Origin of the sequence: Clostridium sp. BL-8, from assembly GCF_002006495.1 — a bacterium.
GTDB lineage: Bacteria > Bacillota > Clostridia > Clostridiales > Clostridiaceae > Clostridium.
This window is the reverse complement of record NZ_LZZL01000018.1, coordinates 68068-82919: the sequence shown is the minus strand read 5'-3', so window position 1 is coordinate 82919 and position 14852 is coordinate 68068. Positions and strand designations below refer to the sequence as shown.

Annotated in this window: 12 protein-coding genes, 1 pseudogene and 1 riboswitch; of the genes and pseudogenes, 12 read left to right on the top strand and 1 reads right to left on the bottom strand. The window is 31.4% G+C overall.

The window, feature by feature from the left end; genetic code table 11:
• The first annotated feature begins 98 nt into the window (after positions 1 to 98).
• The 12 genes and pseudogenes from trxA to CLOBL_RS08445 all read left to right on the top strand — a co-directional run bounded on the left by trxA (position 99) and on the right by CLOBL_RS08445 (position 12830).
• Entirely contained in the window at positions 99 to 407 is a 309-nt protein-coding gene (trxA, locus tag CLOBL_RS08500; RefSeq protein WP_009172228.1) for a thioredoxin, read from the top strand.
• Between the two features lie 191 nt (positions 408 to 598).
• On the top strand, positions 599 to 1465 hold the full coding sequence (locus CLOBL_RS08495) for an NAD(P)/FAD-dependent oxidoreductase (protein WP_077858623.1): 867 nt from the start codon (positions 599 to 601) through the stop codon (positions 1463 to 1465).
• Between the two features lie 63 nt (positions 1466 to 1528).
• Positions 1529 to 1969, top strand: coding sequence for a MarR family transcriptional regulator (locus tag CLOBL_RS08490; RefSeq protein WP_077858622.1), 441 nt, complete (start codon positions 1529 to 1531; stop codon positions 1967 to 1969).
• Between the two features lie 166 nt (positions 1970 to 2135).
• On the top strand, positions 2136 to 2816 hold the full coding sequence (locus CLOBL_RS08485) for a Crp/Fnr family transcriptional regulator (protein ID WP_009172225.1): 681 nt from the start codon (positions 2136 to 2138) through the stop codon (positions 2814 to 2816).
• Between the two features lie 82 nt (positions 2817 to 2898).
• Positions 2899 to 3588, top strand: a complete 690-nt coding sequence (locus CLOBL_RS08480) for a Crp/Fnr family transcriptional regulator (RefSeq protein WP_077858621.1) — start codon at positions 2899 to 2901, stop codon at positions 3586 to 3588.
• Between the two features lie 80 nt (positions 3589 to 3668).
• Positions 3669 to 4436 (top strand): annotated as a pseudogene (locus CLOBL_RS08475) (formate/nitrite transporter family protein).
• Between the two features lie 12 nt (positions 4437 to 4448).
• A complete protein-coding gene (gene asrA / locus CLOBL_RS08470) occupies positions 4449 to 5459 on the top strand; it encodes an anaerobic sulfite reductase subunit AsrA (protein WP_077858620.1) in 1011 nt (336 codons plus the stop codon).
• On the top strand, positions 5452 to 6246 hold the full coding sequence (gene asrB / locus CLOBL_RS08465; protein WP_077858619.1) for an anaerobic sulfite reductase subunit AsrB: 795 nt from the start codon (positions 5452 to 5454) through the stop codon (positions 6244 to 6246). The genes asrA and asrB overlap by 8 nt, the downstream gene beginning before the upstream one ends.
• 13 nt (positions 6247 to 6259) lie before the next feature.
• Positions 6260 to 7225: a sulfite reductase subunit C gene (asrC, locus tag CLOBL_RS08460; RefSeq protein ID WP_077858618.1), complete on the top strand. Its 966-nt coding sequence runs from the start codon at positions 6260 to 6262 to the stop codon at positions 7223 to 7225.
• Positions 7226 to 7517: 292 nt separating this feature from the next.
• The gene (gene hcp / locus CLOBL_RS08455) at positions 7518 to 9155 is read left to right on the top strand and encodes a hydroxylamine reductase (protein WP_077858617.1); all 1638 of its coding nucleotides are present in this window, start codon (positions 7518 to 7520) and stop codon (positions 9153 to 9155) included.
• A gap of 471 nt (positions 9156 to 9626) precedes the next feature.
• Entirely contained in the window at positions 9627 to 10073 is a 447-nt protein-coding gene (locus CLOBL_RS08450; protein ID WP_077858616.1) for a MarR family transcriptional regulator, read from the top strand.
• Positions 10074 to 10274: 201 nt separating this feature from the next.
• Positions 10275 to 12830, top strand: a complete 2556-nt coding sequence (locus tag CLOBL_RS08445) for a PEP/pyruvate-binding domain-containing protein (protein WP_077858615.1) — start codon at positions 10275 to 10277, stop codon at positions 12828 to 12830.
• A gap of 101 nt (positions 12831 to 12931) precedes the next feature.
• On the opposite strand, the gene CLOBL_RS08440 is transcribed toward CLOBL_RS08445, so the two are convergent.
• Complete coding sequence (locus tag CLOBL_RS08440) at positions 12932 to 14389, bottom strand: amino acid permease (RefSeq protein ID WP_077858614.1); 1458 nt, start codon at positions 14387 to 14389, stop codon at positions 12932 to 12934.
• A gap of 161 nt (positions 14390 to 14550) precedes the next feature.
• A riboswitch (Lysine riboswitch) is annotated at positions 14551 to 14724 on the bottom strand.
• Between the last annotated feature and the right edge of the window lie 128 nt (positions 14725 to 14852).

Below are 14852 nucleotides of genomic sequence, written 5' to 3'. Positions count from 1 at the left end.
TTTTATAAATATAATTATGCTATATGCATAGTAATATCATAAATGTTTATAATAATTAATAATTAATTTTAATTATAAAGATAATGGAGGAAGAGAGTATGAAATTAGTAGATAGTGCTGAATTTAGAAGTCAAATAGAAAGTGGTGTTACACTTGTAGATTTTTCTGCAACTTGGTGTGGACCTTGTAAAATGTTAGCACCAGTGCTTGAAGGTTTATCAGGTGAAATGGAAGATAAGGTTAATTTTATAAAAGTTGACGTAGATCAAAGCCCAGACTTAGCAAGCGAATTTCAAATATCAAGTGTACCAACTATGATTGTTTTTAAAAACAATGAGAAGGTAGATCAGCTTATAGGATTTTTACCAAAGGAAAAAATTAAAGAAGTAATTGAAAATAATTTATAAAATATTTTTTTGATTATGCCTTAAGAAACATAGTATAGATAAAAATATACTATGTTTTAATTTAAACTATATATATTGGATAAAATTAAATTTTTAGAAATTTAGAATTGGATAGTTTATTGGTAAAAAGAAATGAGTCAAAAGTTGAAACTAATAGAATTATAATATCCTTTAATGTTGGAGGAAGAAATATGAGTGATAGGTATGATATTGCAATAGTAGGAAGTGGTCCAGCAGGTTTGTCGGCTGCATTAAATGCAAAGATAAGAAAGAAAAAATTTATTATTTTTGGAAATAAGGAACTTACCAGCAAGCTTGCAAAAGCTCATGAGATAAATAATTATTTAGGCTTTTATAAAAAGAGTGGAAAAGAACTTCAAGAGGAATTTAGTAATCATATAAAAGAAATGGATATAAGCATAACAGAAGAAAAAATTAACAATATATATGCAATGGGCGATTATTTTGCTTTAATGGTAAATGAAAAAATGTATGAGGCAACATCAGTGATAATAGCCACAGGAGTCGAATATGGAAAACTATTTGATGGAGAAGAAAGGTTACTTGGAAAAGGTGTAGGATATTGTGCAACTTGTGATGCACCTTTATACAAAGATAAGGTAGTTACAATAGTATCATATAATAAACATGAAGAGGAAGAGGCTAATTTCATTGCATCAATTGCATCGAAAGTTTATTATATTCCTATGTATAAGGAAGAAGTTGAAGTTGATTCATCTATTGAAATTATAAGAGATGTACCTGTGAGTATTTTAGGAGAAGAGAAAGTGAATAAGCTTAAGCTTAAAAATTCAGAAATTGATACGGATGGTATTTTTATATTAAGAGATAGTATTTCTCCAGGACAATTAGTACCAGGGCTTAAAATAACGGATAATCATATTGAAGTAGATAGATTGATGGCAACCAGTATAAAAGGATGCTTTGCAGCAGGAGATGTTGTTGGAAAGCCATATCAATATATTAAATCAGCAGGTGAAGGCAATATAGCAGCATTATCAGCAGTAAGTTATGTAGATTCAATTAGCAAGAAGTGATTTATGTAAGGCACAATAAAATTTAATTTGCATAAACAATGCAATGATTATAGGAGAAAGATTATGGATGAATGTAAATATGAGAGTATTAAATTAGATAATCAGGTTTGTTTTTCACTATATGCAGCATCAAGAGAAATAATAAAATTATATAAACCTGTTTTGGATAAATTCAATCTCACATACACGCAATATATTGCAATGCTTGTCTTATGGGAAGATGAAAAAAGTACTGTAAAAGATATAGGGAAAAGACTACATTTAGATTCAGGAACACTAACTCCATTACTTAAGAAGATTGAAGGTATGGGATTAGTAACAAGATATAGAGATGTAAATGATGATAGAGTTGTAATAGTTGAGCTAACCGAAAAGGGAAGAAGTTTAAAAGATGAAGTAACTGAAGTGCCAAATGAAATAGCCTGCAAGGTAAAAATGCCAATAGAAAAACTTATGGTTTTGAAAAAACATTTGGACGAATTGTTAATGAATTTAGGATGCTAAATAGATATAATTAATGATAAAAACTCTGAGAATATAGAAGCTCTCAGAGTTTTTATTATAAAAAATATAACATTGTTTTAAATCATCTTATAATGATATAATTAGGTACACAGAATTTAGGCATATTCTTCATGTGCCTTATGTAAATAATTCGGGAGGAATGCATATGGAAGAGATCATTGATAAGTTAAAAGGAAATGAATTTTTTAAAGATCTTACTGTTGATGAAATAAGAAAGCTGATTTCCAGTATTCCATATTCTTTAAAGGCATATAAAAAAGGAGAAATTATTGCAAATGAAGAAGATGAATGCACTAGCTTAGGTTTTGTTTTAGATGGTACAGTAGAAATTCAGAGAATATATCTTAGCGGGAAACAAATTATATTAAAGAGATTAAGCAATGGAGATGTATTTGGAGAAGCATTAGTTTTTTCAAAAAAATCTAATTATCCATCAACAGTTATGGCTTTTTCGGAATGTAATATATTATATATAAATAGATCAGATATATTAAAGTTATGCACAATGGATGAAAGAGTTCTTGGAAATTTTATGTCTGCATTGAGTAATAAAATATTCATGCTAAATTCAAAAATAAAAAGTATTGCATTTAAAAGTATTAAACATAAAGTGATTAATTATATTTTAGAACAGGCAAAATTGCAAAGAAGCAAAACGGTTAAACTTAAAGAAAGTAAAGAGGAAATTGCAGCATCAATGGGGATACCTAGGCCATCTTTATCAAGAGAGCTTATGAATCTTAGGGATTTAAATTATATAGAGTTTGATAGAAATATAATTACTATCTTAAATATTGAAGAGTTAGAAGAAGAATTATTTGATTAGGCATATAAAAATAAATTATAGACTCAATATGCGCGAATATTAATCTAATATTTATTTAGTTGTGCCTTAGTTTAGGAGTATTATGAAAAGTATTACGAAATCACAGTTAAAGGAATTAGAAATTTTTAATAATGTATTAGAATCTTCATTAGATGAACTCGAGGAATTTGGAGAAATTAAAAAGTGCAAGGTAGGAAGTCATCTCTTTAGAGACAAGGAAAATATTAACACTCTATATGTTGTAATAAGTGGAAATGTATCATTATATAAATTAAATGAAAATGGGCAAAAACGCGTGATTTTTATATTGGGAAAAGGTAAAGTGGTCAATGAATCAATGATGGATTTACCTGCATCAGTTAATTGCGAAATATTTGAAGAAGCTCAAATCTTAAGCTATGATAAAAATATATTTTTAAGTATTATGGAAAAAGATTTTAATCTTACAAAGAATGTTATGTATTCCTTAGATATGAAGGTTAGAAGATTATATCGACAGTTAAAAAATTCAACAGGAGTTTTGAAAATGGAAAAGAAGCTTGCTGCAAAGCTTTGGAAATTGAGCAAGGATTACGGAGTAAAATGTGATAGTGGTGTAATAATTAATATGAATATAAGTGTTACATATTTAGCAGATCTTCTAGGGTCAAAAAGAGAAACAATATCTAGATCCCTTAAAATACTTTCAAATGAAAAGTTAATAGAATACGATAATAAAAAAATAAAAGTTATAAAGCAAGAAAAATTATCTCAATTTTTTAAAGCACCGTGATGAAAATCACGGTGCTTTAAATTTTAATAACTTATAATTAAGTTAAAAATATGTGTGCTTATGAAAGGGGAAATTATAGTATGTTTTGTGAAGAATTTAACAGTGTTATTATGGCAGCAAAGGCAAAAGTTAATTTATTAAAGAAAAATTCTCTAGGATATTTCTTGAGTTCTATGCTTGCAGGACTTTATGTAGGTATGGGGATCATGCTCATATTCACTATTTGAGGGTTATTAAGTGCCAGTAATTCACCTGCAACAAAAATAGTAATGGGAGTATCATTTGGTATCGCACTTAGCTTAGTTATTATGGCTGGTTCGGAACTTTTCACAGGAAATAATTTTATAATGACAGCAGCTTCTTTAAGTAAAGAAGTAAAGTGGAGCGACACATTAAAAGTATGGATAGTTTGTTTTATAGGTAATTTAGTAGGATCTATTATTGCAGGATATATGTTTTATGCAACTGGGCTTTCAGCAGGAGCAGTTGGAGAATTTATTGCAAAGACCTCGGCCACAAAAATGAGTATTCCATTTTTACCATTATTGATGCGCGGAGTATTTTGTAATATTTTAGTTTGTTTAGCTACCTGGTGTAGTTTTAAATTAAAAAGTGAATCTGGAAAGCTTATTATGATATTTTGGTGCTTGTTTGCATTTATAACTGCAGGCTTTGAGCATAGCGTTGCAAATATGACTCTTTTAACAATTGGGTTGCTTAATCCAGGAGCAGCTAATGTTAGCGTAATGGGTTATGCATATAACATTGGAGTAGTAACACTTGGAAATATAATTGGTGGAGCAGTATTTTTAGCATTACCTTATTATATAATTTCAAGAAAAAAGTAAAGGAGTGAGTTTATGGGATATAAATTAAGTAAAAACAATATAAATGATATTTTTGAACAATTATCAGAAGAATATGTAATATATGCACCTAAGTTATTTGCAGGAGAAGGTACTTATTCTGATACTGATAGAGTGCGTTATGGAGAAATAAAAGTAGTAGATGATATAGTATTTGATAAGAAGGCGGAATATTCATACAAAGAAGTATTGCTTCCTATTTCACAGACACTATTTTTCTTTACAGAAGATTCTATAAAAGAAGCAGATGCGCCTAAAAAAGGAGCAATTATATTTTTAAGAAGCTGTGATTTGCATGCAGTTAAACGTATGGATGATATTTACTTAAGAAATGGACAAGAAGATCATTATTATAAAAGAATAAGAGAAAATGCAAAATTCATATTAATGGGATGTGAAAATTCCTTTGAAAACTGCTTTTGTGTAAGTATGGAAACTAATAAGACAGATGAGTATAATGCATATTTAAAAGTAGAAAATGATTTTGTTTTTGTAGATATAAAGGATGAAGAATTAGAAAAAATATTTATTGATAATGAAAAAGTAGAGGTTAAGCCTGATTTTGTCACAAGTAATAATGTAAGCGTTTCTATACCAGAAGACCTTTCTTTAGATGTTATGAAATCAGAAATGTGGAAGGAGTATAGCAGTCGTTGTATTGCTTGCGGAAGATGCAATTTTGTATGTCCTACCTGTACTTGCTTTACAATGCAGGATGTTTTTTATACTGATAATGGAAAAGCAGGGGAAAGACGAAGAGTGTGGGCAGCTTGTCATGTAGACGGATTTACCAATATGGCAGGAGGCCATAGTTTTAGATTAGATAAAGGACAACGTATGCGTTTTAAAGTGTTGCATAAAGTTTATGATTATAAGAAGAAATGGGGATATCACATGTGCGTTGGATGTGGAAGATGTGATGATATATGTCCAGAATATATATCCTTCTCTAATTGTGTAAACAAATTAAATGATGGTATGAAAGAGGTGTCACAAAATGAGTAAAAATGAATATATTCCTTTTTTATCAGAAATTAAAGAAGTAATTAAACATACAGAAATAGAGTATACTTTCCGTATGGAATTTCATGGCGATGTAAAACCTGGGCAATTCTTTGAAGTTTCACTCCCAAAGTTTGGTGAAGCACCTATTTCAGTAAGCGGTATAGGTGATGGAACTGTAGATTTAACAATAAGAAGAGTTGGTAAAGTAACTAATGAAATTTTTAATAATTATATTGGAGACAAATTATTTTTAAGAGGACCCTATGGAAATGGATTTGATCTTGAAAATTATAAAGGAAAAGAATTAATAGTAGTTGCAGGAGGTACGGGACTTTCTCCAGTAAGAGGGGTTGTAGATTATTTTGTAAAAAATCCAAGTAGTGCAGAAGGCTTTACTTTAATTGCTGGCTTTAAATCACCAAGTGATGTTTTATTTAAAGATGATATTAAAGTGTGGAAAGATAACATTAATCTTATTTTAACTGTGGATAATGCAGAAGAAAATTATGATGGAAATGTAGGGATGGTTACAAAATATATTCCTGAGCTTCCGATTAAGGATATTAATAATGCAGTAGTTATAGTAGTAGGACCTCCTGTTATGATGAAATTCACTGTAGCAGAATTTTTAAAACGAGGAATACAAGAAAACAATGTCTGGATTTCTCAAGAAAGAAAAATGTGTTGCGGAATTGGTAAATGTGGACATTGTAAAATAGACGACACTTATATTTGTTTAGATGGACCTGTTTTTAATTATTCAAAGGGTAAATCCTTAATAGATTAGGAGGAATGCAGCTGTGGATTTAAATACTAAAAAAATCAAAAAAAATGCTTTCAGAGTTACAAAAGTAAGAGGAGTAACTGCTTCTAGAGTTAGGGTTCCAGGTGGACATTTAGATGCAGAACTACTAGGAAAAATACAAGAAATCTCAGAGAAATATGGTAATGGTACAGTTCATATAACTACTCGTCAAGGTTTTGAAATTCCAGGAATAAGATTTGAAGATATGGATAAGGTTAATGAATTATTACAGCCTATTATTGAAAAATTAGATATAAATCAAGAGGTTCCAGGAAAAGGATATACAGCAGCTGGAACTCGAAATGTGTCTGCATGTATTGGAAATAATGTTTGTCCATTTGCTAACTATAATACAACAAACTTTGCAAAGAAAATTGAAAAGGCAATTTTTCCAAATGACTTACACTTTAAAATTGCATTAACAGGCTGTCCTAACGATTGTATTAAAGCTAGAACTCATGATTTTGGCATAATTGGAATGACAGAGCCACAATATAATATTGATAGATGTGTAAGCTGCATGGCATGCGTGAAAGCCTGCAAGAAAAAATCAGTAGGTGCACTTGAAGCTGTTAATTATAAAATTGTAAGAAATAAAGAAAAATGTATTGGCTGTGGTGAATGTGTAAATGCATGTCCAACAGGTGCATGGACAAGAAGTAAAGAAAAATATTATAAGTTGGTTCTTATGGGAAGATCGGGAAAGAAGAATCCACGTCTTGCTGAAGATTTCTTAATTTGGACTGATGAAGAAAGTATAATCAAAATAATATTAAATACCTATAAGTTTGTTGAAGAATATATAGATAAAGATGCTCCGGGTGGAAAAGAACATATAGGATATATTATTGATAGAGTTGGGTTTGATGAATACAAAAAATGGGCTTTAAAAGGCATAGAATTCCCAGAAAAGACTATTATTAAAGACCGTATTTACTGGAGTGGAATACATTTCTGCTAAGATTAAAAATAATTATAAAGGATTTTTTGAGTTGTAACAAATGATACAGATTCTTCTCTATATTAAAGGTAAAATAAGTTCATAAGGTAATTCAAGAAAAGATGTCCAAAAGAAAATATACACAAAAATTTATTTTATCCTATAGCTAGCATCAGTAACACTCAAACTTCTTTAATCTGGAGATAACGGATGCACGCTCTTGGATAAGTTCAACTAAGATTCATATGGAGATCAAACTACACCTGAATCAAGTTTCACTTGATAAAATTTAAATTACGGAGGAGATATTAAGATGGATAATAAAATGTTTTGTTTTCAATGTCAAGAAGCAGCAGGATGTACAGGCTGTACTGTAAGAGGAGTATGTGGTAAGACTCCAGATCTTGCAAAAATGCAGGACTTATTAATATATACAACTAGAGGATTATCAGAAGTAGCAACAAGAGCTAGAGAACAAGGTATTACAGTGTCTCAAGCTATTAATACTACAGTTACAATGAATCTTTTCACTACTATAACTAATGCTAATTTTGATAAGGAAGTATTTTATGGAAGAGTAAAAGATACTTTAAAATTAAAAGAAGAATTATTAGCAAAATTAAATAATAAGGAAAATTTAAGTACAGCAGCTTTATATACAGCTGAAACTAGAGATGAAATGGAAGCTAAGGCAGAAACAGTTGGAGTATTAGCTACTGAAAATGAAGATATAAGAAGTTTAAGAGAACTTATTACTTATGGATTAAAAGGATTATCTGCATACATGAAACATGCAAATGCTTTAGGATATGAAGATGAAAATATATGTGCATTCATGCAAAAAGCATTATCATTAACTGTAGATAATAATGTAACAATAGACGAATATATAGCATTAACTTTAGAAACAGGAAAGGTTGGTGTTGATGGAATGGCTTTATTAGATAAAGCTAATACAGAAAGTTATGGTAATCCAGAAATAACAAAAGTTAATATAGGAGTAGGTAAGAATCCAGGAATCTTAATCTCAGGACATGACTTAAAAGACTTAGAACAATTATTAATCCAAACAGAGGGAACAGGAGTAGATGTTTATACTCACTCAGAAATGTTACCAGCGCACTATTATCCTCAATTAAAGAAATATTCACACTTAGTAGGTAACTACGGAAATGCCTGGTGGAAACAACCAGAAGAATTTGAAGGTTTTAATGGACCAATACTTATGACAACTAACTGTATAGTTCCTCCAAAGGATAGCTATAAAGGAAGACTATACACTACTGGTGCATCAGGATATGAAGGATGTACTCATATTGCAGCTGATGAAAATGGAAAGAAAGATTTCTCAGTTATTATAGAACAAGCTAAGAAATGTGCAGCTCCAACTCAAATTGAAGAAGGAGAAATCGTAGGTGGATTTGCTCATAATCAAGTATTGGCATTAGCTGATAAAGTAGTTGATGCTGTTAAGTCAGGAGCTATAAAGAAATTCTTTGTAATGGCTGGCTGCGATGGTAGACAAAAGTCTAGATCATACTACACAGACTTTGCGGCTGCGCTTCCAAAAGATACAGTTATATTAACTGCAGGTTGTGCAAAATATAAATATAACAAGTTAGATTTAGGAGATATCGGTGGAATTCCAAGAGTTTTAGATGCAGGACAATGTAATGACTCTTATTCATTAGCAGTAATAGCATTAAAACTTAAAGAAGTATTTGGTCTTGAAGATATAAATGAATTACCAATAGCATTTAATATTGCATGGTACGAACAAAAAGCAGTAATAGTATTATTATCTCTATTACACTTAGGAGTAAAGAACATTCACTTAGGACCAACACTTCCAGCTTTCCTTTCAGCAAATGTAGCTAAAGTTTTAGTTGAAAACTTCGGTATTGGCGGAATTACAAATGTTGAAGATGATATGGAAATGTTTTTGAAATAAAAATTGAAGAGTATTTACTACAGTATTGAATTGATATAATTCAAAAGATACATTAGTAAAAGCTGCATAAGTATTTAGAATAACATCGAATCTTTAAACAACATTAATTAAATGGAGTTAAAGGTTCGATGTTAATTTTTAAATTATATGATAAAAAATTATATTGAAAAATATTTTTAGGAAAAATTTATGAGAATATATTTCTATGGATTCTAATACCATTACTATGTATGAGTGCATATAAACATCTAAAAAGTACTAAGAAATTTTATGAAACTTTTATAAATGCTTTAAAATAATTTTAATATTAGATTATAGAATAATCTAATAGCCAATTAGTGTGCTTAAAAAAGCGAATGAAGAAAAGTTCTCTTTAAATAGAATAGGCAGGAATTTTAATGATTTACAATCTAAGATTTCACGCTTATACTGATAGGTAGAAGTATACCTATTTAAGTGAGGATGATTGTTATGAATAAAAGAGAATGGGAATATCCCTATGACCTATTTATAAAAAGTATTGCTCAAAAAATACGCAGCGTCAATGATAAGAAATTGAAGGAGTATAATTTGTCTTCGTCTCAAGCTTCATTGCTTGAAATCCTTGAACGAGGAGTAAGAAATGGTGAGGAGATAACCCGTAAGAATATGGAAAAGCTTCTTAAGCTGAAGGGACCATCCATAACAAATTTAATTAATGGTTTGAAAAGCAAAGGCTATATAATACGAAGCACTGGGGTTACTGATGCCCGAACATTTCAAATAGAAATTACGCCCAAGGGATACCAACTGGTACGGGAAATGGAAGAAGTATTTGGAGAGACAGAGCAGCAGATGCTAAAGGGTATGACTGAAGAGGAGAAAAAAGTTTTCGTAGATTTACTTATTAGAGCTTACAAAAATTTGGGGGGGGACTAGGTATCAAATAAAAAAGCATACTTTGCTTTTTTTATTTGATACATTAGGTAGATGTCTACATAAATACTGAGTGCATTACCTCTGAAACAGTACAAAATTGTTAAGTGGTATAGCATAAGTGTTAATAAAGTCAATTTGCAGGAAATAATGTAACAACCACGAGTTTTACAGCTTAAATATAGAATAAAGGAGATAGTAACTATGACAAATTATATAAAAAAATTAAAAGAGTTAAATAAAGATTCATTACTTGAGGCTGGAGGCAAGGGTGCTAACCTTGGTGAACTGATAAATGCTGGGCTTCCTGTGCCACCGGGTTTTGTAGTTACAACAAATGCATATGGTGTTCATCTTGATGTATCAGGATTAACGGAAAAGATAGTAAGTAAGCTTCAAAATCTATCAATAGATGATATGAAGAAAGTAGAAGAGGCAAGTGAATGTATTTCATCCTGGATTGAGGAAGCCTCTATGCCTGACATAATTGAAAAAGAGCTAGGAAGCGCTTATGACAGCTTATGCAAGGAAGTTAATGGTAATGGAAAATTAGCTGTAGCAGTACGTTCAAGCGCAACTGCAGAGGATTTGCCCACAGCTTCATTTGCAGGACAGCATGAAACCTATTTGGGGATTTACGGAAAAGAAGCTGTGTTTGAATATGTAAAAAAATGCTGGGCAAGTCTCTGGTCTCCTCAAGCTATAACATACCGAATGAGCATGAACTTTGATCACCTTAAGGTTGATCTAGCAGTAGTTGTTCAAGCTATGATACCATCAGAAGCAGCAGGGGTAATGTTCACTGCCAATCCTGTAAGCGGAAATAAGGATGAGATAATGATAAGTGCAGGGTATGGTCTTGGAGAAGCTGTTGTAAGTGGATTAATAACTCCAGATTCCTTCATTCTGACCAAAGAAGGAAATGTGAAAGAAAAGATACTTGGCTCAAAGGCAATTCGTATCAGGCTTACCGAAAACGGCACAGTTACAGAAAAGGTGCATCAGTCGAAGCGTGAGATTTACTGTCTTGAGGAAAAAGAACTAATGCAGCTTAAGACTTTAGCACAGCTTGTCGAGAGACATTATGGCAGCTATCAAGATACTGAATGGGCACTTTCAAATGGAAAAATTTATCTTCTACAGGCAAGGCCTATTACTACAATATTTAGTAATAATGAGGCGTGTACTTACGAGAATTTTGATATACTTGGACCTAATGATAATATAATCTATCAAGGTAAAAAAGCTCCGTTAGCTTTTCAAAGTTTGGTAGAACACACTCCATACCCCCATACACCTTTGGATTTTGCATGTTTCAGACATTTCTATAGTGGTATAAATACTTCCTTTGCAGATGCAGGTCTTTCTCTTCCCAAGGAGAAAAACAAACCTGTTGAAAGAGAAAGTGGTTGCGTGGCTTTAAGTTATAGTGGACCAACAATCTCTGTCGCTACTTTATGGAAAGCACCAACAAACTTAATTAAGAATTTATTCGTTAAATCTCAATATTCTGCTGAGGATTTTAAAAAAGAAATAGACGCTTGGATCAAAAAAACTGAAGTTGAAGTGAAGCAGGCAAATGATGCAGGAAAGCTTGTAAAGCTTATTGAAGAAGCACTTAAGGATTATGAAAGTTTCGTTTATAAAAGATTTTCTGTTGTAGGCATGCCTAGTGAATTCAATGAATATAAGGTTACAAAACTCATTAAGAAAGCTGTAGGAAAAGAAAGATCTCAAGAGTTAAAGGAAACCCTTCAAAGAGCATTGCCCTTTAAAACAGCTCTTCAGAATAAAGCATTGCTTAGAATGGCTCATGTAATAGCAGTAAACGGAAAGGACAGTAAGGCTTATAGGGAAGAATTGAAAAGCTTTTTAGAGGAATTTGGAGACAGACCAGCAATCGGTGCGGGACGTATGTTATCACCAGATACATGGAAAGAAAAACCAGAACTGCTTGACGATATTATTGATGCATTGCTTTGTGATACTACGGATAATAATCTGGAAGAAAGCTTTAAAAAACAAGAAGATGCTTATTTGGCTGCAAGAGAAACCATAAAAAAAGGATTGAAACCGGCAGATTATAAAAAGTTTATTGAAATCCTAGATAAGATAAGAAGCACAATAATTATCAGAGAAGAAAGTGTTTTTTATTTGGAGAAGGTGGCCGGCTGTTTGCATAGAATGGCATTAAAGCTTGGAAGGTTTCTTGAAAAAGAAGGGGTTATTGATAAAGAACAAGACGTATTTTTTATCTTTCTTGAGGAGTTAAGTGGGGCGGCTTCAGGGAAAATAAAGTTTGGAGAAAAGATTGAGAAGAGAAAAAGTGCTTTCGAAAGGGTATATGCTGCCCATAATAATGGGGTACATTGGTTCTTTTCTACAGGTTCTTTTCCGATATTTGAAACAAAGCAAAGAAAAGAACAGAAGGAAACTTCTAATTCCATCAAGGGAAGTGCTGCAAGTAAAGGAATATATGAAGGTAAGGTATGTATAGTAAAGAGTCCAGCTGAATTCAAAAAGCTAAAAAAAGGTGATGTACTTGTTTCAACCTATACCTCTCCAATATGGACACCGCTTTTTAAAGTGGCAGGTGCGGCGGTTACTGAAATAGGAAGCGCAAGTTCACATGCAGCTATTGTAGCAAGAGAATATGGTATTCCTGCTGTTGTAGCTATTGATAACGCTACAAGCTTACTTAGAGATGGACAAAAAATACGGGTAGATGGCACAAATGGAATTATAACTTTGTTGGATTAGATAATGGGTGATAGTTACTTCAATACAATAAAAAAATGGTAGATAGTTAACTTAATAACTATTTACCACTTTCTTTATAGCTGAAATATTATTTACAAGAGCTACATGATATTTTCTTCATCTTCTCTTTTTATATCATTTTCATAATAATTTAAATCAACTTCATCTAAAGGAATAACTTTAGTTTTATGCTTTACCTTATACCATACATATAAGATAATGAATAGTGGAATTCCAATATAAGAAGCAATCAATCCCTGCCAGTCAACGCCATCAGGTTTTATACATGAATAACCTTGTCCAAGGATGATTATTATACACATTAATAGTGCTAATATAGGTCCAAATGGATATAAACTTGCTTTATACTTTAAGCTTCCTAAATCTTTTCCTTGATAAACAAATGCTTTTCTAAATCTATAGTGACATACAGCTATTCCAACCCAAGCTATAAATCCTGCAAGACCCGATGCAGCAACTATCCATACATAAACTGTACTTTCTGCAAAAATACCAGTTAAAAAGCAAAGAGAAGCTACAAGAGTAGTTAGAATTAATGCATTTATAGGTACACCACGTTTATTAGTTTTTGCAAACAATTTAGGCGCCATACCTTCTTTTGCCATAGAATAAAGCATTCTGCTTGATGCATACATTCCTGAGTTACCAGCAGATAATACAGAAGTTAATATAATTGCGTTCATCAAAGAAGCAGCTCCAGCTACACCAGCTTTTTCAAATACCATTGTGAATGGACTAGTATCTACACTTGCTTCAGTAAATGGAATGATAGCACCAAGTATTATTATTGTTCCTAGATAGAATATTAATATTCTCCAGAATATTGATTTTATAGCTTTTGGTATTGTTTTTTCAGGGTTTTCACTTTCACCTGCAGCAATTCCTATAAGTTCAGTTCCCTGAAATGAGAAACCAGCAATTAAAAATATAGCAAAAATAGATTTTATACCGTCATGAAATGGGCCATCAGCTACAAAATAGTTGTGGAAACCAATATTATCGCCACCCATTATACCAACAATCATCAAAACTCCAATTATTAAAAATATAATGACAGTAACTACTTTAATACCAGCAAACCAATATTCAGATTCACCATATGCCTTTGATGAAAGGACGTTTAAACCTACAATTATAACTAAAAATAGTATACTCCAAACTAACCCGCTGACATTAGGAAACCAATATTTCATGATTAAAGAACCAGCAACCATTTCAGCAGCTACGGTAATAGCCCAGTTGTACCAATAGTTCCAACCAAGTGCAAAACCTAAAGCTGGATCTATAAATTTAGTAGCATAAGTACTAAAAGAACCTGATATTGGCATATGAGTTGCCATTTCACCTAGACTTGTTATTAAGAAATATACCATAAGACCTATTACTGCATATGCTAATAATGCACCTCCAGGACCAGCCTGATTCAAGGTGTCTCCCATTGCAAGAAATATTCCAGTTCCTATGGAGCCACCTAAAGCAATCATGTTCAAGTGTCTTGCACTTAGACCTCTTTTAAGTTCGTTGTTTTTTTCATCCATTTTATGTCTACTCTCCTTATGATATTAATATACATAAGCAAGTAACTAAGATAATAAATAATGAATAAAGATTTAAGCAATAAAAAAATGCCATGAAAGCATATTCATGGCATAAATACGAAAATCATATATCAACAATATAATAAATCACGTACATTTACATTGAAAATAGCTCTCCACAAATCACTTGTGACAGTTTTATGCATATTCTACATAAAACCAGCAAATAGTATTAAAGCAATTTACTATTTACTTCGGCGAAAGTTCCTTTCGTATTATTTCATCATGCTTGTATCCATAATACTACTCTTAAATTTCGCGCCTCTATCTTAGTTATCTACCTATTAATTTACAGTAATTATCTAATAAAATTAAAAATAAGTCAATATTTATAATATTTCATGCAAAAAATTAAATAATAGATGTTTAAGATAAAGTACTGATATTTGAAATATTAATAACA